The sequence below is a fragment of the Blastococcus sp. CT_GayMR20 genome (genome assembly GCF_004570345.1).
Genome location: NZ_SPQM01000001.1, coordinates 53,148 through 69,620 on the forward strand (window position 1 = coordinate 53,148; position 16,473 = coordinate 69,620).

Sequence of the window (16,473 nt, forward strand, 5' to 3'; positions counted from 1 at the left end):
TCATGAGGTCGCAGGGTGGCGCAGCGCACCGAGAAGGTAGCCGAGTCCGTCGCACGGGAGATCGTGCAGGACATCCGGCGCAACAACCTTGCCCCGGGCTCGACGCTGCCCCCCGAGAGCGCGATGCTGGAGCGCTTCGGCGTGGGCCGCGGGTCGCTCCGCGAGGCGCTGCGCATCCTGGAGGTCAACGGGCTCGTCGTCCTCAAGCCCGGCCCCCGGGGCGGGCCGGTCGTCGCTCCGTTCGAGCCGGCCCACTTCGGCCAGATGATGACGCTGCACCTGCAGGCCCTCGGCACGACCTACCGCCAGCTCCTGGACGCGCGCGTGGAGTACGAGGCGGTGCTGGCCCGCAAGGCGGCCGAGCGCGAGGGGGACGACGCGGCCGCGATCATGCGGGCCGCCATGACCGGCGACGCCGGGGTGGCGAACGACGACACGCTGTACTCCGCGGCGACCGGTGGCTTCCACAGTGCCGTCGGGCTCGCCTCCGGCAACCCGGTGCTCGCGCTGGCCGCGGACGCGATCTACGCGATCTGGTCGGTCCGCGTGACGCGGGTGCTCTACCCGCCGGACCAGCGCGACGACGTCCTGCGCGACCACGCGGCGATCGCCAAGGCGATCGAGAAGCGCGACCCCAAGCGGGCGGAGCGGCTCATGCGCGAGCACATGATGCGCTACAAGGAGTACTGCGAGGAGCGCTACCCGGCCCGCATGGACGACCTCGTCGACTGGAGCTGATCCAGCCCGTACACCTCCCGCGCGTTCCCGCGCAGGACGGCCGACCGCTCGGCGGGGGCGAGGGCCGCGCACGCTCGGGCGGCCGTCTGCACGACGTCGGCGTACGAGGCGCGCTGCAGCGAGACCGGCCAGTCGGACCCGAACACCACGCGGGCCGGCGTGAAGGCCTCCATCGCCACGTCGGCGAAAGGCGCCAGGTCGGCGTAGGTGGCGCCCGGTGCGGCGATCGTGTGGATGCCGGAGAGCTTGCACCAGACGTTCGGCTCCGCGGCCAGGGCCCTCAGGCCGGTCGCCCACGGCTCCACCTGTCCGGACGCGATCGGCGCCTTGCCCAGGTGGTCCAGGACGAACCGCAGCGACGGGTGGGCGCGGGCCGACTCGACCGCCGCGGGGAAGTGCTCCGGCCGGATCATCAGGTCGAAGGGCAGCCCCAGCGCGTCCAGCGCCTCCAGCCCCCGCTGGACGGCATCCGACCGCAACCAGCCGGCCGGGTCGGTCTCCGCCAGGGCCTGGTGCCGGATGCCGACCAGCGCCGGATCGCCCGCCAGCGCGCCGAGCGCCTCGTCGACGTCGGGCCGGGCCAGGTCGATCCAGCCGATGACGCCGGCGACCAGTTCCTCGCTCCGTGCGTGCTCGAGGAAGACCCGGGTCTCGTCCGCGTCGTTGATCACCTGGACGAGGACGACGCTCGAGACCTCCGTCCCGGCGACCGCGGACCGCAGGTCGTCGAGGCCGAAGTCACGGCGGATCGGGGCGTCCGGCGGCATCCAGCCGTGGTCGTGCGCCTGCAGGTCCCAGACGTGCACGTGGGCGTCGACGACCATTCCGGGCTCCCCTCTGCTTGACGGCAATCCCTGCGCACCATCATTATGAATCTGTGAGTGACGCCGACGACACCGTGCAGGTCGAGGACCGTGGCGAGACCCGGTGGATCCGGCTCAACGCTCCCCAGCGACGCAATGCCTACGACGAGGCGATGGCCGGGATCATCTCCGACGCGCTGGAGTCCGCGAGCGGCATGCGCACCGTCGTCATCACCGGTGTCGACCGCAGCTTCTGCGCCGGCGGCTCCCTGGCGACGCTCAGCACACCGACGACGGCCCAGATGCGGAAGCTCTACCGCGCCTCGCTGCGCATGTTCGACGCCGTCCGGGCCTGCCCCCGCCCCGTGATCGCCGCGGTCAACGGTGCCGCCGCGGGCGGCGGCAACGAGCTCGTGGTCGCCTGCGACCTCGCGATCGCCGGCCGCTCGGCGACGTTCGGGCAGACCGGCCCCCGGGTCGGCAGCGCACCGGTCACCGGGGCCACGAACGTCATGTCGGTGCAGATCGGCGAGAAGCGCGCCAAGGAGCTCAGCTTCCTGTGCCGGCGCTACACCGCCGAGCAGGCGCTGGAGTACGGCCTCGTCAACGCCGTCGTCGAGGACGACGAACTCGAGGCCGAGGTCCAGCGCTGGTGCGACGAACTGCACGAGAAGAGCCCGCGCTACCTCGAGATCGCGAAGGTGAGTTCCAACATCTGGTGGAACCAGTCCCGGGACTCCTTCAGCACCGGGCTCGGGATGCTCGTCCAGGCGATCGGCAGCGAGGACATGGTCGAAGGCGCCACCGCATTCCTCGAGAAGCGCAAGCCCCAGTTCAAGCTCGCCGAGGACGGATGAACCGATGAAGCCCTACCGCACCGTCATCTCCGTACCCGGGAACAAGCCCTCCTGGTTCGACAAGGCCGTCGTCGCCGGCGCCGACTGCCTCTGCCTCGACCTCGAGGACTCGGTCCCGCCGGCGGAGAAGGAGTCCGCGCGGGAGGCCATCCGCGACGCCATCGGGCGGATCTCCGACGAGCACCCGCGGGTCGGCCTGTTCGTGCGCCCCAACGCCCTGGACACGGGGGAGACGGGCGCCGACCTCGAGGCCGTCGTCGTCCCCGGGCTGACCGGTGTCTTCGCACCCAAGGTCGGTTCGGCCGTCGACGTCGCCAAGTACGACGCCCTCGTCGAGCACTTCGAGCGCCGCAACGGCGCCTCCGGCATCGAGTACATCCTGCCGATCGAGACCATCGAGGGCATCCAGCACTGCGAGGAGATCGCGTTCGCCTCCCCGCGGGTGGGCGCGCTGATCGGGCCGACGGCCGAGCACGCCGACATCGCCATCGCGGTCGGCTACGAGTGGTCGCCGGAGGGAACGGAGTCCCGGTACCACCGCTCCCGGATCCTGCTCGCCGCGCGCGCCGCGGGGGTGCACCCGCTGACCGCGCTGTGGGAGCGCATCCGCGACCTCGAGGGTCTGGAGGCGTTCACCGTGGACAGCCGCAAGATGGGCTTCCGGGGTCAGGTCGTCCTGCATCCGACCCACGTGCCGGTGGTCAACCGCGTCTACACGCCCGACCCCGCGGACGTGGACTTCTACCGCGGCCTGCTCAAGGCGTACGAGGACGCCGAGGCCGCCGGTCTCGGTGCCGTCATGTACGGCGACATCCACATCGACAAGGCGCACGCCGACAAGGCGACCGGGTGGCTCGCCCGGGTGGACGCGCTGGCCGGCCTGCACGGCGGCATCTGAGCCCCGTTCGACCCCAGGGAGAGGACCCCTCATGCGCGGCCTGTACTTCGAGGAATTCGACGATGGCATGGAGATCAAGCACGCGTTCACCCGCACGGTGACCGAGATGGACAACGTGCTGTTCACCTCGCTCACCATGAACGTGGCGCCGATCCACCTCGACGAGGAGTACTCGCGGAAGAACCTGCCCCAGGGGCAGCGGCTGTTCAACAGCCTGTACATCGCGGCGCTGGTCGGCGGCATGATCGTGCCGGAGCTGACCTTCCAGACGACGATCGGCAACCTGGGCTACGAGAAGATGACCTTCCCGGCGCCGGTCTTCCACGGCGACACGATCCGTGCCGAGTCGACCATCCTCAAGAAGCGCGAGTCGAAGAGCCGCACGGACGCGGGCATCGTGTGGTTCGAGCACCGCGGCTACAACCAGCGCGACGAGCTGATCCACCTGTGCCACCGCACCGGCATGATGATGAAGAAGCCGGCCGAGGACGCGGCCGGCTGAGCGCCATCACGATGCGCGCCGGCTCAGCTCAGGAAGCGCTGGTCCCAGGGGATCGTCGTCTCCATGACGTGCGGGAACTTCCGTTCGGCGTAGCGCTCGTAGGCCTCGATGTGCCGGCGCATCCGCTCCGCCGACGCCGCCGCGTCACCGGACTTCAGCGCCTCGAAGATCTCCTCGTGCGCGACGAGGATGGCGCTCCGGTGGTGGACGGGGTAGTCGACGCCCAGCGTGGTCCCGTCCATGATGCCGAGCAGCGACTCGATCATGTAGCCGAAGAGCGGGTTGCCGGACGAGCGGGCGATGACGTCGTGGAACCGCTTGTTGGCGTCGAGGAAGGAGTCCTGGTCGTCCATCTCGCGGTGCATCTGCTCGATGGTGTCGCCCAGCTCGTCGAGGCAAGCGGCGCTGATCCGCTCCGCGGCCAGGCTGCTGATCATCGGCTCGAGGGCGCTGCGCACCTCGACGATCGTGCGGAACGGCGCGCCCTGCAGCTGCATGAGCAGGACGACGGTGCTCGCCAGATGGGAGCCGTCCGGGGTGCGCAGCACCGGGCCGCCGTGGGGTCCCGGCTTCAGCGAGATGACGCCCTGGACCTCGAGGAGGCGGAGGGCCTCGCGCACCGTGCCGCGGCCGGCCCCGTACTTCTCCACCATGGTCCGCTCCGGGACCAGGAGGTCGCCGGGCTTCCGGTTCTCGCGGAGGGCGTCCTGGACGATCCGCTGGGCGACCAGCATCGCGGCCTTCTGCGGGCGAAGTGCGGAACTGGCGTACATGGGCGGTCCGTCCCCCTAGATGTAGAGAGCAACCATGCTAAAGATTAATAACGAACCCGCCAAGGGTCTGAGGGCGTGTGCCCCGATGGGAGGACGGCGAGATGGCGGTTGAGACGGCCCTGCAGGCCGAGGGCCTGGCGCGCGAACTCGGGGCGCTGGTCCGCGACTGGGGCGTGCGCGAGGTCCGTCCCCGGGTCCGCGAGCTCGAGGAGAAGGGGGAGTTCCCGCACGACCTCTACCGGCAGATGGGTGAGATGGGCCTGTTCGGCTGCTGCTTCCCCGAGCGGCTGGGCGGCAACGGGGCCGGCTTCCGCGCACTGGCCGCGGTGGCGGAGAACCTCGCCTGGGTCTACCCGCCGCTGTCGGCGCCGATGAACCTGCAGGCCGCGACGGTCCCGCTGACGATCGCGAACTGGGGGACGCCGGAGCTCGTCGAGCGCTACGTGCCCGGCCTGGTGAGTGCCGAGCTGCTCGGCTGCAACGCGATGACCGAGCCCGATGGCGGTTCGGACTTCCTCGGTGCCATGCGCACGCGGGCGGTCCGGGACGGGGACGACTACGTCATCAACGGCGCCAAGATGTGGATCACCAACGCCAACGTCGCCGACGTCGCCGTGGTGTATGCGAAGACCGATCCGGCGGCCGGGCACAAGGGTGTCACCGCGTTCCTCGTCCCCACCGCAACGCCGGGCTTCGAGGCGACCCGGGTGCCCTGCCGCGTGCTGGGAAAGCTCATGCCGACGAACTCGGTGACCCTGACCGACGTCCGTGTGCCGTCGTCCCACGTGCTGGGCGCCGAGGGGCAGGGCTTCGCCGTCGCCATGAACGCGATGGACTACGGCCGGCTGTCGGTCGCCGCCCGCTCGGTGGGCCTGGCGCAGGCCTGCCTGGACGCAGCGCTGGAGTACGCCGACCAGCGGACGGCGTTCGGCCAGAAGATCGGCGAGTTCCAGATGGTCAAGAAGCAGCTCGCCGACATGACCGCCGAGGTGGCCGCGGCACGCGCGCTGGTCGACGCGGCGGCCGCCGCGTACGACGGGGGATCGGTGGCGACCCGGGAGAGCTCGATCGCCAAGTACTTCGCCGGCGAGGTGTGCAACCGCGCGGCTCAGGCGTGCGCGGAGATCTTCGGCGGGGCGGCCTTCAGCGACGAGCTCCCGGTCAGTATCTACCTGAACTACGCGAAGCTCTGGCAGACCGGTGAGGGCTCGGCGAACATCCAGGCGGTCCTCATCGCGGACGACGCGCTGGGCTGGAAGGACATGGACCGGCACCGGACCCCGCTGCCGGCGCTGGTCTGAGAACGGGGAGAACACCGATGAGCCCGTGTCCCGTCGTCCGGTTCGACCACCACTCGCCCGAGCACGCCGCGGACCCCGTCGCCAGCTACCGGGCGCTGCGGGAGCAGGGCCCCGTCGCGTGGAGCGAGGCGCACGGCGGGTACTGGATCGTCTCCGGGTACGACGCGGTCTTCGCCGCGGCCCGCGATGACGACGTGTTCTCCTCCGCCCGGTCGTCCGACGGTGGTGAGGGGCTGACCGTCGTGATCCCGAAGACCCCGATGCACCTGCACATCCCGATCGAGCTCGACCCACCTGAGTTCCGGAAGTACCGGAAGATCATCAACGCGATCACCGCGCCCGCGGCCATCGAGCGCATGACCCGGATGATCGACTTCTACTGCACCTGGTTCGTCGACCAGGTCATCGAGCGCGGCGAGTGCGACTTCACCGAGATCATCGGCGTCCCGTCGATCGTGACCGTCGACTGGCTGGGCCTGCCGGTCGAGGGCTGGGCGCGCTACGCCTCGGCGCACCGGGCCACGCTCGCGAACCCGAAGGGCAGCGCCGAGTACCAGCAGGCGGTGCAGGTCGACCACCCCTACCTCGCCGAGCAGATGCGGACGACGATCGCGGCCCGCGCCCGGGAACCGCGCGAGGACGCCATCAGCTTCCTGTTGGCGCAGTCGGTCGACGGCCGGCCGCTCACCGAGGACGAGGTCTTCTCGATGGTCGACCTGCACCGCCTGCTGGTACTCGGCGCTGCCCTTCGGGTTCGCGAGCGTGGCCCGGTGCGCCGAGGCGTAGCGCGCCCAGCCCTCGACCGGCAGGCCCAGCCAGTCGACGGTCACGATCGACGGGACGCCGATGATCTCGGTGAAGTCGCACTCGCCGCGCTCGATGACCTGGTCGACGAACCAGGTGCAGTAGAAGTCGATCATCCGGGTCATGCGCTCGATGGCCGCGGGCGCGGTGATCGCGTTGATGATCTTCCGGTACTTCCGGAACTCAGGTGGGTCGAGCTCGATCGGGATGTGCAGGTGCATCGGGGTCTTCGGGATCACGACGGTCAGCCCCTCACCACCGTCGGACGACCGGGCGGAGGAGAACACGTCGTCATCGCGGGCCGCGGCGAAGACCGCGTCGTACCCGGAGACGATCCAGTACCCGCCGTGCGCCTCGCTCCACGCGACGGGGCCCTGCTCCCGCAGCGCCCGGTAGCTGGCGACGGGGTCCGCGGCGTGCTCGGGCGAGTGGTGGTCGAACCGGACGACGGGACACGGGCTCATCGGTGTTCTCCCCGTTCTCAGACCAGCGCCGGCAGCGGGGTCCGGTGCCGGTCCATGTCCTTCCAGCCCAGCGCGTCGTCCGCGATGAGGACCGCCTGGATGTTCGCCGAGCCCTCACCGGTCTGCCAGAGCTTCGCGTAGTTCAGGTAGATACTGACCGGGAGCTCGTCGCTGAAGGCCGCCCCGCCGAAGATCTCCGCGCACGCCTGAGCCGCGCGGTTGCACACCTCGCCGGCGAAGTACTTGGCGATCGAGCTCTCCCGGGTCGCCACCGATCCCCCGTCGTACGCGGCGGCCGCCGCGTCGACCAGCGCGCGTGCCGCGGCCACCTCGGCGGTCATGTCGGCGAGCTGCTTCTTGACCATCTGGAACTCGCCGATCTTCTGGCCGAACGCCGTCCGCTGGTCGGCGTACTCCAGCGCTGCGTCCAGGCAGGCCTGCGCCAGGCCCACCGAGCGGGCGGCGACCGACAGCCGGCCGTAGTCCATCGCGTTCATGGCGACGGCGAAGCCCTGCCCCTCGGCGCCCAGCACGTGGGACGACGGCACACGGACGTCGGTCAGGGTCACCGAGTTCGTCGGCATGAGCTTTCCCAGCACGCGGCAGGGCACCCGGGTCGCCTCGAAGCCCGGCGTTGCGGTGGGGACGAGGAACGCGGTGACACCCTTGTGCCCGGCCGCCGGATCGGTCTTCGCATACACCACGGCGACGTCGGCGACGTTGGCGTTGGTGATCCACATCTTGGCGCCGTTGATGACGTAGTCGTCCCCGTCCCGGACCGCCCGCGTGCGCATGGCACCGAGGAAGTCCGAACCGCCATCGGGCTCGGTCATCGCGTTGCAGCCGAGCAGCTCGGCACTCACCAGGCCGGGCACGTAGCGCTCGACGAGCTCCGGCGTCCCCCAGTTCGCGATCGTCAGCGGGACCGTCGCGGCCTGCAGGTTCATCGGCGCCGACAGCGGCGGGTAGACCCAGGCGAGGTTCTCCGCCACCGCGGCCAGTGCGCGGAAGCCGGCCCCGTTGCCGCCCAGCCGCTCGGGGAAGCAGCAGCCGAACAGGCCCATCTCACCCATCTGCCGGTAGAGGTCGTGCGGGAACTCCCCCTTCTCCTCGAGCTCGCGGACCCGGGGACGGACCTCGCGCACGCCCCAGTCGCGGACCAGCGCCCCGAGTTCGCGCGCCAGGCCCTCGGCCTGCAGGGCCGTCTCAACCGCCATCTCGCCGTCCTCCCATCGGGGCACACGCCCTCAGACCCTTGGCGGGTTCGTTATTAATCTTTAGCATGGTTGCTCTCTACATCTAGGGGGACGGACCGCCCATGTACGCCAGTTCCGCACTTCGCCCGCAGAAGGCCGCGATGCTGGTCGCCCAGCGGATCGTCCAGGACGCCCTCCGCGAGAACCGGAAGCCCGGCGACCTCCTGGTCCCGGAGCGGACCATGGTGGAGAAGTACGGGGCCGGCCGCGGCACGGTGCGCGAGGCCCTCCGCCTCCTCGAGGTCCAGGGCGTCATCTCGCTGAAGCCGGGACCCCACGGCGGCCCGGTGCTGCGCACCCCGGACGGCTCCCATCTGGCGAGCACCGTCGTCCTGCTCATGCAGCTGCAGGGCGCGCCGTTCCGCACGATCGTCGAGGTGCGCAGCGCCCTCGAGCCGATGATCAGCAGCCTGGCCGCGGAGCGGATCAGCGCCGCTTGCCTCGACGAGCTGGGCGACACCATCGAGCAGATGCACCGCGAGATGGACGACCAGGACTCCTTCCTCGACGCCAACAAGCGGTTCCACGACGTCATCGCCCGCTCGTCCGGCAACCCGCTCTTCGGCTACATGATCGAGTCGCTGCTCGGCATCATGGACGGGACCACGCTGGGCGTCGACTACCCCGTCCACCACCGGAGCGCCATCCTCGTCGCGCACGAGGAGATCTTCGAGGCGCTGAAGTCCGGTGACGCGGCGGCGTCGGCGGAGCGGATGCGCCGGCACATCGAGGCCTACGAGCGCTACGCCGAACGGAAGTTCCCGCACGTCATGGAGACGACGATCCCCTGGGACCAGCGCTTCCTGAGCTGAGCCGGCGCGCATCGTGATGGCGCTCAGCCGGCCGCGTCCTCGGCCGGCTTCTTCATCATCATGCCGGTGCGGTGGCACAGGTGGATCAGCTCGTCGCGCTGGTTGTAGCCGCGGTGCTCGAACCACACGATGCCCGCGTCCGTGCGGCTCTTCGACTCGCGCTTCTTGAGGATGGTCGACTCGGCACGGATCGTGTCGCCGTGGAAGACCGGCGCCGGGAAGGTCATCTTCTCGTAGCCCAGGTTGCCGATCGTCGTCTGGAAGGTCAGCTCCGGCACGATCATGCCGCCGACCAGCGCCGCGATGTACAGGCTGTTGAACAGCCGCTGCCCCTGGGGCAGGTTCTTCCGCGAGTACTCCTCGTCGAGGTGGATCGGCGCCACGTTCATGGTGAGCGAGGTGAACAGCACGTTGTCCATCTCGGTCACCGTGCGGGTGAACGCGTGCTTGATCTCCATGCCATCGTCGAATTCCTCGAAGTACAGGCCGCGCATGAGGGGTCCTCTCCCTGGGGTCGAACGGGGCTCAGATGCCGCCGTGCAGGCCGGCCAGCGCGTCCACCCGGGCGAGCCACCCGGTCGCCTTGTCGGCGTGCGCCTTGTCGATGTGGATGTCGCCGTACATGACGGCACCGAGACCGGCGGCCTCGGCGTCCTCGTACGCCTTGAGCAGGCCGCGGTAGAAGTCCACGTCCGCGGGGTCGGGCGTGTAGACGCGGTTGACCACCGGCACGTGGGTCGGATGCAGGACGACCTGACCCCGGAAGCCCATCTTGCGGCTGTCCACGGTGAACGCCTCCAGACCCTCGAGGTCGCGGATGCGCTCCCACAGCGCGGTCAGCGGGTGCACCCCCGCGGCGCGCGCGGCGAGCAGGATCCGGGAGCGGTGGTACCGGGACTCCGTTCCCTCCGGCGACCACTCGTAGCCGACCGCGATGGCGATGTCGGCGTGCTCGGCCGTCGGCCCGATCAGCGCGCCCACCCGCGGGGAGGCGAACGCGATCTCCTCGCAGTGCTGGATGCCCTCGATGGTCTCGATCGGCAGGATGTACTCGATGCCGGAGGCGCCGTTGCGGCGCTCGAAGTGCTCGACGAGGGCGTCGTACTTGGCGACGTCGACGGCCGAACCGACCTTGGGTGCGAAGACACCGGTCAGCCCGGGGACGACGACGGCCTCGAGGTCGGCGCCCGTCTCCCCCGTGTCCAGGGCGTTGGGGCGCACGAACAGGCCGACCCGCGGGTGCTCGTCGGAGATCCGCCCGATGGCGTCGCGGATGGCCTCCCGCGCGGACTCCTTCTCCGCCGGCGGGACCGAGTCCTCGAGGTCGAGGCAGAGGCAGTCGGCGCCGGCGACGACGGCCTTGTCGAACCAGGAGGGCTTGTTCCCGGGTACGGAGATGACGGTGCGGTAGGGCTTCATCGGTTCATCCGTCCTCGGCGAGCTTGAACTGGGGCTTGCGCTTCTCGAGGAATGCGGTGGCGCCTTCGACCATGTCCTCGCTGCCGATCGCCTGGACGAGCATCCCGAGCCCGGTGCTGAAGGAGTCCCGGGACTGGTTCCACCAGATGTTGGAACTCACCTTCGCGATCTCGAGGTAGCGCGGGCTCTTCTCGTGCAGTTCGTCGCACCAGCGCTGGACCTCGGCCTCGAGTTCGTCGTCCTCGACGACGGCGTTGACGAGGCCGTACTCCAGCGCCTGCTCGGCGGTGTAGCGCCGGCACAGGAAGCTGAGCTCCTTGGCGCGCTTCTCGCCGATCTGCACCGACATGACGTTCGTGGCCCCGGTGACCGGTGCGCTGCCGACCCGGGGGCCGGTCTGCCCGAACGTCGCCGAGCGGCCGGCGATCGCGAGGTCGCAGGCGACCACGAGCTCGTTGCCGCCGCCCGCGGCGGCACCGTTGACCGCGGCGATCACGGGGCGGGGGCAGGCCCGGACGGCGTCGAACATGCGCAGCGAGGCGCGGTAGAGCTTCCGCATCTGGGCCGTCGTCGGTGTGCTGAGCGTCGCCAGGGAGCCGCCGGCGCAGAAGCTGCGGTCGACACCGGTGATGACGACGGTGCGCATGCCGCTCGCGGACTCCAGCGCGTCGGAGATGATCCCGGCCATCGCCTCGTCGTAGGCATTGCGTCGCTGGGGAGCGTTGAGCCGGATCCACCGGGTCTCGCCACGGTCCTCGACCTGCACGGTGTCGTCGGCGTCACTCACAGATTCATAATGATGGTGCGCAGGGATTGCCGTCAAGCAGAGGGGAGCCCGGAATGGTCGTCGACGCCCACGTGCACGTCTGGGACCTGCAGGCGCACGACCACGGCTGGATGCCGCCGGACGCCCCGATCCGCCGTGACTTCGGCCTCGACGACCTGCGGTCCGCGGTCGCCGGGACGGAGGTCTCGAGCGTCGTCCTCGTCCAGGTGATCAACGACGCGGACGAGACCCGGGTCTTCCTCGAGCACGCACGGAGCGAGGAACTGGTCGCCGGCGTCATCGGCTGGATCGACCTGGCCCGGCCCGACGTCGACGAGGCGCTCGGCGCGCTGGCGGGCGATCCGGCGCTGGTCGGCATCCGGCACCAGGCCCTGGCGGAGACCGACCCGGCCGGCTGGTTGCGGTCGGATGCCGTCCAGCGGGGGCTGGAGGCGCTGGACGCGCTGGGGCTGCCCTTCGACCTGATGATCCGGCCGGAGCACTTCCCCGCGGCGGTCGAGTCGGCCCGCGCCCACCCGTCGCTGCGGTTCGTCCTGGACCACCTGGGCAAGGCGCCGATCGCGTCCGGACAGGTGGAGCCGTGGGCGACCGGCCTGAGGGCCCTGGCCGCGGAGCCGAACGTCTGGTGCAAGCTCTCCGGCATCCACACGATCGCCGCACCGGGCGCCACCTACGCCGACCTGGCGCCTTTCGCCGACGTGGCGATGGAGGCCTTCACGCCGGCCCGCGTGGTGTTCGGGTCCGACTGGCCGGTCTCGCTGCAGCGCGCCTCGTACGCCGACGTCGTGCAGACGGCCGCCCGAGCGTGCGCGGCCCTCGCCCCCGCCGAGCGGTCGGCCGTCCTGCGCGGGAACGCGCGGGAGGTGTACGGGCTGGATCAGCTCCAGTCGACGAGGTCGTCCATGCGGGCCGGGTAGCGCTCCTCGCAGTACTCCTTGTAGCGCATCATGTGCTCGCGCATGAGCCGCTCCGCCCGCTTGGGGTCGCGCTTCTCGATCGCCTTGGCGATCGCCGCGTGGTCGCGCAGGACGTCGTCGCGCTGGTCCGGCGGGTAGAGCACCCGCGTCACGCGGACCGACCAGATCGCGTAGATCGCGTCCGCGGCCAGCGCGAGCACCGGGTTGCCGGAGGCGAGCCCGACGGCACTGTGGAAGCCACCGGTCGCCGCGGAGTACAGCGTGTCGTCGTTCGCCACCCCGGCGTCGCCGGTCATGGCGGCCCGCATGATCGCGGCCGCGTCGTCCCCCTCGCGCTCGGCCGCCTTGCGGGCCAGCACCGCCTCGTACTCCACGCGCGCGTCCAGGAGCTGGCGGTAGGTCGTGCCGAGGGCCTGCAGGTGCAGCGTCATCATCTGGCCGAAGTGGGCCGGCTCGAACGGAGCGACGACCGGCCCGCCCCGGGGGCCGGGCTTGAGGACGACGAGCCCGTTGACCTCCAGGATGCGCAGCGCCTCGCGGAGCGACCCGCGGCCCACGCCGAAGCGCTCCAGCATCGCGCTCTCGGGGGGCAGCGTCGAGCCCGGGGCAAGGTTGTTGCGCCGGATGTCCTGCACGATCTCCCGTGCGACGGACTCGGCTACCTTCTCGGTGCGCTGCGCCACCCTGCGACCTCATGATCCGTGCGGGCGGCTGCGGTGCCTCGCCGCAGACGAGCCTGGACGGTGCCGATCATAGGCACCGAGCCGCCTCGAGATCACGTCGGGCTATCACGTGGTGACCCGTTGGGGTCAGTAGGACCGTGGGAGGCCCATCACCTTCTCGGCCAGGTAGGCGAGCACGAGCTCGTTGGAGATCGGCGCGATCCGCTGGACGCGCGACTCCCGCCAGTACCGCTCGACGTGGTACTCGCTCGTGTAGCCGTAGCCGCCGTGCACCTGCATGGCCCGGTCGCACGCCTCGAAGGCCCAGGTCGAGGCCAGGTACTTCGCCTCGTTCGCCTCCTTGCCGCAGGGCATGCCGTTGTCGTACATCCACGCGGCCTTGCGGATGAGCAGCTCGACGGCATCGAGCTTGGCCAGGGAGTCGGCCAGCGGGAACTGGATGCCCTGGTTCATGCCGATCGGCCGGCCGAACACCTCGCGCTGCTTGACGTACTCGGTGGCGCGGCGCAGGGCGACCCGGCCCATGCCGAGGCAGCCGCCCGCGACGATGATCCGCTCGGCGTTGAGGCCGGCGAGCAGGTACTTGAAGCCCTTGCCCTCCTCACCGATCCGGTCCTCCTCGGGGATGAAGAGATCGTCGATGAAGAGCATGTTCGTCGAGACGGCGTTGCGGCCGACCTTGGGGATCGGCTGCACCTTGATGTGCTCGCGGTCCATCTCGGTGAAGAACAGGGTCATGCCGTCGGTCGGCTTCACGCCGGCGTCGCGCGGCGCCGTCCGGGTGATCAGCAGCAGCCGCTCGGCCTGCTCGGCCCGGGAGATGAACACCTTGCGCCCGTTGACCTTGTAGCCACCGGGGACCTTCTCGGCGAACGTCGTGATGTTCGTGGTCTCGGTGCCGGCGTCGGGCTCGGTCACGCCGAACGACACCTGCAGCTTGCCCTCGGCGGCCTTCGGCAGGAAGCGCCGCTTCTGCTCCTCGCTCCCGTGCTTGACGATCGGCTCGAGCCCGAACAGCCCCACCTGCACGGTGGTCCCGGCGTTGAGCGCACCTCCGCTGCCGGTGACCTCCTCCAGCAGGAGGGCCGCTTCCTGGACGCCGGCGCCGCCGCCGCCGTACTCCTCGGGGATGCAGATCCCGATCCAGCCGGCCTCGGCCATCGTGTCGTGGAACTCCCACGGGAACTCGTGGTCCATGTCGTGCCGCATCCAGTACTCGTCCGTGAACCCGGACATGGTCTTGCGGAGGGACGTGCGGATCTCCCGCTCGTCCTCGGCACTCATCATGTCGACCACAGCAGCTCCCATCACCGATTTCTGCTAATGGTGATTAGGGTAAGCGCCCGGCGTGAGATTGCAAGGGGCCGCGTCGGCTCCTCGAACGTGCCTCGCGGAGGTCGACCCGGCCGAACCGGCCGGCCGGCCCTGCGGTCAGTCGACGGGGGTGGGCAGCCGCGACGTCGCCGTCTCGCCGCCGTCGACGACGAAGTCGGCGCCCGTGCTGTAGGTGGAGTCGTCCGAGATCAGATGGACGACGAGGGGCGCGACCTCGCCCACCGATCCGGGTCGACCGGTCAGGTTCCTGACGGCTGTGGCGGAGCGCGCTGCCATCGCTGTGGTCACGACACCGGGCGCCAACGAGTTCACCCTGATGCCCCACGGTGCGAGCTCCACAGCGGCGGAGCGGGTGAGCCCCCGGACCCCCCATTTGCTGGCGGTGTAGCCCGAGATCGACGGAACTCCCGTGAGCCCGGCGGTACTGGCGACGTTCACGATCGAGCCCCCTCCGGACTCGCGCATGAGGGGCGCACAGTGCTGCAGTCCGAGGAAGGTGCCGGTGAGGTTGACCTTCAGCACCCCCTCGAAATCCGCCAGCGGCATGTCGGTGATGCCGCCACGGATGACGATGCCTGCGTTGTTGACGAGGCCGTCGAGCCGACCATGGCGTCTGCGCACCTCGGCCACGAGCGTCCGCCACGAGATCTCCTCGCGCACATCGAGCTGCAACGCCGCACAGTCCGACCCGGCACTCTCGGCCGTCGTGGCAGCCGCCGCCGGATCGATGTCCGCGGCGACGACATGCGCCCCTTCGGCGGCGAGCGCATGGACGAACGCTGCCCCGAGTCCGCCGCCCGCCCCGGAGACGACGACGACCTTCCCCTGCACCCTGCCGCGGCGCTCGGTACCCGTCATGTCCCGGTCTCGACCAGCACCGTGGCCGGACCCCGGGTGCGGAGACCGACGTCGGCCCCCGTCTCGCCGTCCGCCAGTCGCAGGCTCGGGAAGGCGTCGAGGAACTGATTGAGCGCGACGTCCATCTCCGTCCGGGCCAGCATCGCGCCGATGCAGAAGTGACGACCCGCGCCGAAGCCGACGTGGTCGGCGGCGCCGCTGAAGGCACGGGTGTGCAGCAGGTCCTCCCGCCCGACGCGGAACTCGTCGGGTCGCTCGTACTTGGCTGGGTCCCTGTTGGCGGAGGCACCCACGAGGTACACGATGCTCTCGGCCGGGATGACCGCTCCCGCCAGCTCGACGTCCTCCTCGGTGAGCCGGGTCGTCATCTGGCTGGGGGGCGAGAACCGGAGCGTCTCCGCGATCGCGGGCGTGACCAGGGAACGGTCGTCCCGGACGCGTTCCCACTCGCCGTAGAGCAGCAGATTGCGGATCAGGCTGGAGAACGCCTTGTCCGTCGTGTCGCCGCCGGCGGTGAGGAGCAGGCTCGCGTATGCCCGGACCTCGTCGTCGGTCATCCGGTAACCGTCCACCTCCGACTCGACGATCGCCGAGACGAGGTCGCTGCCGGGCTTCTTGCGCCGTTCGGCGATGAGCGGCAGGAGGTAGTCGGTCAACTCCTGCTTCGCCCGGACCCCCCGGGCGTTCACATCGGGATCGGCGGCGTAGTTCGTCACGAACGCCATCAGCCGCGTGTACCAGTCGATGAACTGCGGCCGGTCGGCCTGAGGCAGGCCGAGCATCTCGGCGATGACGGATATCGGGAACCTCTGGGAGAACTGTGCGGCGATGTCGACCGCGCCCCCGGCCGACCCCTGTTCGATCAGCTCGCCGGTCAGTGTCGCTGCGCTGCGGGGCGCGATCTCGGACACCAGCTGCGCAGCTGCCTGGTGGATCCTGTCGTCGAGCGCGTCGAGCGCCTTGCCCCGGAAGTGCGGCGTGAGGAGCGCCCGGTTCTTGGCGTGCAGGCTTCCCTCCAGCGACAGCACGGTTCGCCCGTGGATGGTCTCGAGCGTGGCCTGGTACCCGCGCGTGGAGAACCGGGTGTCCCGGTACGCCTCCCAGACGGCGTCGTACGTCGTCACCAGGTAGGCACCCATCCGGGGGTCCCGGTACACGGGCGCATGCTCGCGGAGACGTGCGTAGTGGGCGTGCGGATCCTGCCCGACCTCCGGATCGAGGAGCGACGGGAAGGCGCTGCCGGACGGAACGGTCATCCGATGACTC

At 70.3% G+C, this 16,473-nt stretch carries 17 protein-coding genes; 7 read left to right on the forward strand and 10 right to left on the reverse strand.

Features of this window, described 5'->3' with window-relative positions; translation table 11 throughout:
• Window positions 1-15 precede the first annotated feature (15 nt).
• The gene (locus E4P40_RS00245) at window positions 16-738 is read left to right on the forward strand and encodes a FadR/GntR family transcriptional regulator (protein WP_135156571.1); all 723 of its coding nucleotides are present in this window, start codon (window positions 16-18) and stop codon (window positions 736-738) included.
• On the opposite strand, the gene E4P40_RS00250 is transcribed toward E4P40_RS00245, so the two are convergent.
• A complete protein-coding gene (locus E4P40_RS00250; RefSeq protein ID WP_135156573.1) occupies window positions 699-1,562 on the reverse strand; it encodes an amidohydrolase family protein in 864 nt (287 codons plus the stop codon). The genes E4P40_RS00245 and E4P40_RS00250 overlap by 40 nt on opposite strands.
• A gap of 53 nt (window positions 1,563-1,615) precedes the next feature.
• Between E4P40_RS00250 and E4P40_RS00255 the strand changes: the two genes are divergently transcribed.
• Genes E4P40_RS00255 through E4P40_RS00265 form a run of 3 tightly spaced genes read left to right on the forward strand, consistent with a single transcriptional unit; the run spans window position 1,616 to window position 3,798 of the window.
• A complete protein-coding gene (locus tag E4P40_RS00255; protein ID WP_209305143.1) occupies window positions 1,616-2,398 on the forward strand; it encodes an enoyl-CoA hydratase-related protein in 783 nt (260 codons plus the stop codon).
• Between the two features lie 4 nt (window positions 2,399-2,402).
• On the forward strand, window positions 2,403-3,296 hold the full coding sequence (locus tag E4P40_RS00260; RefSeq protein ID WP_135156575.1) for a CoA ester lyase: 894 nt from the start codon (window positions 2,403-2,405) through the stop codon (window positions 3,294-3,296).
• 31 nt (window positions 3,297-3,327) lie between these two features.
• Complete coding sequence (locus E4P40_RS00265) at window positions 3,328-3,798, forward strand: MaoC family dehydratase (protein WP_135156577.1); 471 nt, start codon at window positions 3,328-3,330, stop codon at window positions 3,796-3,798.
• A 23-nt stretch (window positions 3,799-3,821) separates the two neighbouring features.
• Here E4P40_RS00265 and E4P40_RS00270 read toward each other — a convergent pair whose 3' ends face one another.
• Entirely contained in the window at window positions 3,822-4,571 is a 750-nt protein-coding gene (locus tag E4P40_RS00270; RefSeq protein WP_209305144.1) for an FCD domain-containing protein, read from the reverse strand.
• Window positions 4,572-4,672: 101 nt separating this feature from the next.
• Here E4P40_RS00270 and E4P40_RS00275 point away from each other — a divergent pair, with 101 nt between their 5' ends.
• The gene (locus E4P40_RS00275; RefSeq protein ID WP_135156579.1) at window positions 4,673-5,872 is read left to right on the forward strand and encodes an acyl-CoA dehydrogenase family protein; all 1,200 of its coding nucleotides are present in this window, start codon (window positions 4,673-4,675) and stop codon (window positions 5,870-5,872) included.
• A gap of 1,285 nt (window positions 5,873-7,157) precedes the next feature.
• Here the strand turns inward: E4P40_RS00275 and E4P40_RS00290 are convergent.
• Complete coding sequence (locus tag E4P40_RS00290) at window positions 7,158-8,357, reverse strand: acyl-CoA dehydrogenase family protein (RefSeq protein ID WP_135156579.1); 1,200 nt, start codon at window positions 8,355-8,357, stop codon at window positions 7,158-7,160.
• 101 nt (window positions 8,358-8,458) lie between these two features.
• On the opposite strand from E4P40_RS00290, the gene E4P40_RS00295 reads away from it, so the two are divergent.
• Window positions 8,459-9,208 carry an FCD domain-containing protein gene (locus E4P40_RS00295; protein ID WP_209305144.1) on the forward strand — a complete coding sequence of 250 codons (750 nt, stop codon included), beginning with the start codon at window positions 8,459-8,461 and terminating at the stop codon, window positions 9,206-9,208.
• A 23-nt stretch (window positions 9,209-9,231) separates the two neighbouring features.
• Here the strand turns inward: E4P40_RS00295 and E4P40_RS00300 are convergent, their stop codons facing one another.
• From E4P40_RS00300 to E4P40_RS00310, 3 genes are read right to left on the reverse strand one after another with little or no spacing between them, the layout of a single operon-like run.
• Window positions 9,232-9,702 carry a MaoC family dehydratase gene (locus E4P40_RS00300; protein WP_135156577.1) on the reverse strand — a complete coding sequence of 157 codons (471 nt, stop codon included), beginning with the start codon at window positions 9,700-9,702 and terminating at the stop codon, window positions 9,232-9,234.
• A 31-nt stretch (window positions 9,703-9,733) separates the two neighbouring features.
• A complete protein-coding gene (locus E4P40_RS00305; protein WP_135156575.1) occupies window positions 9,734-10,627 on the reverse strand; it encodes a CoA ester lyase in 894 nt (297 codons plus the stop codon).
• Between the two features lie 4 nt (window positions 10,628-10,631).
• Window positions 10,632-11,414: an enoyl-CoA hydratase-related protein gene (locus tag E4P40_RS00310; RefSeq protein ID WP_209305143.1), complete on the reverse strand. Its 783-nt coding sequence runs from the start codon at window positions 11,412-11,414 to the stop codon at window positions 10,632-10,634.
• A 53-nt stretch (window positions 11,415-11,467) separates the two neighbouring features.
• On the opposite strand from E4P40_RS00310, the gene E4P40_RS00315 reads away from it, so the two are divergent.
• A complete protein-coding gene (locus tag E4P40_RS00315; protein ID WP_135156573.1) occupies window positions 11,468-12,331 on the forward strand; it encodes an amidohydrolase family protein in 864 nt (287 codons plus the stop codon).
• On the opposite strand, the gene E4P40_RS00320 is transcribed toward E4P40_RS00315, so the two are convergent.
• The 4 genes from E4P40_RS00320 to E4P40_RS00335 form a co-directional block, all read right to left on the reverse strand.
• A complete protein-coding gene (locus tag E4P40_RS00320) occupies window positions 12,292-13,014 on the reverse strand; it encodes a FadR/GntR family transcriptional regulator (RefSeq protein ID WP_135156571.1) in 723 nt (240 codons plus the stop codon). The genes E4P40_RS00315 and E4P40_RS00320 overlap by 40 nt on opposite strands.
• A gap of 126 nt (window positions 13,015-13,140) precedes the next feature.
• The gene (locus E4P40_RS00325; RefSeq protein ID WP_209305142.1) at window positions 13,141-14,322 is read right to left on the reverse strand and encodes an acyl-CoA dehydrogenase family protein; all 1,182 of its coding nucleotides are present in this window, start codon (window positions 14,320-14,322) and stop codon (window positions 13,141-13,143) included.
• Between the two features lie 123 nt (window positions 14,323-14,445).
• Window positions 14,446-15,207, reverse strand: coding sequence for an SDR family oxidoreductase (locus E4P40_RS00330; RefSeq protein WP_135156569.1), 762 nt, complete (start codon window positions 15,205-15,207; stop codon window positions 14,446-14,448).
• Window positions 15,204-16,463, reverse strand: coding sequence for a cytochrome P450 (locus tag E4P40_RS00335; RefSeq protein ID WP_135156567.1), 1,260 nt, complete (start codon window positions 16,461-16,463; stop codon window positions 15,204-15,206). Before E4P40_RS00335 ends, E4P40_RS00330 begins: the two co-directional genes overlap by 4 nt.
• Between the last annotated feature and the right edge of the window lie 10 nt (window positions 16,464-16,473).

What these genes read in the sequence shown, in the direction of transcription:
- E4P40_RS00250 (WP_135156573.1), bottom strand. Translation starts at nt 1,562, where the DNA reads ATGGTCGTCGACGCCCACGTGCACGTCTGGGACCTGCAGGCGCACGAC.
- E4P40_RS00260 (WP_135156575.1), top strand. Translation starts at nt 2,403, where the DNA reads ATGAAGCCCTACCGCACCGTCATCTCCGTACCCGGGAACAAGCCCTCC.
- E4P40_RS00265 (WP_135156577.1), top strand. Translation starts at nt 3,328, where the DNA reads ATGCGCGGCCTGTACTTCGAGGAATTCGACGATGGCATGGAGATCAAG.
- E4P40_RS00270 (WP_209305144.1), bottom strand. Translation starts at nt 4,571, where the DNA reads ATGTACGCCAGTTCCGCACTTCGCCCGCAGAAGGCCGCGATGCTGGTC.
- E4P40_RS00275 (WP_135156579.1), top strand. Translation starts at nt 4,673, where the DNA reads ATGGCGGTTGAGACGGCCCTGCAGGCCGAGGGCCTGGCGCGCGAACTC.
- E4P40_RS00290 (WP_135156579.1), bottom strand. Translation starts at nt 8,357, where the DNA reads ATGGCGGTTGAGACGGCCCTGCAGGCCGAGGGCCTGGCGCGCGAACTC.
- E4P40_RS00295 (WP_209305144.1), top strand. Translation starts at nt 8,459, where the DNA reads ATGTACGCCAGTTCCGCACTTCGCCCGCAGAAGGCCGCGATGCTGGTC.
- E4P40_RS00300 (WP_135156577.1), bottom strand. Translation starts at nt 9,702, where the DNA reads ATGCGCGGCCTGTACTTCGAGGAATTCGACGATGGCATGGAGATCAAG.
- E4P40_RS00305 (WP_135156575.1), bottom strand. Translation starts at nt 10,627, where the DNA reads ATGAAGCCCTACCGCACCGTCATCTCCGTACCCGGGAACAAGCCCTCC.
- E4P40_RS00315 (WP_135156573.1), top strand. Translation starts at nt 11,468, where the DNA reads ATGGTCGTCGACGCCCACGTGCACGTCTGGGACCTGCAGGCGCACGAC.
- E4P40_RS00325 (WP_209305142.1), bottom strand. Translation starts at nt 14,322, where the DNA reads ATGGGAGCTGCTGTGGTCGACATGATGAGTGCCGAGGACGAGCGGGAG.
- E4P40_RS00330 (WP_135156569.1), bottom strand. Translation starts at nt 15,207, where the DNA reads ATGACGGGTACCGAGCGCCGCGGCAGGGTGCAGGGGAAGGTCGTCGTC.
- E4P40_RS00335 (WP_135156567.1), bottom strand. Translation starts at nt 16,463, where the DNA reads ATGACCGTTCCGTCCGGCAGCGCCTTCCCGTCGCTCCTCGATCCGGAG.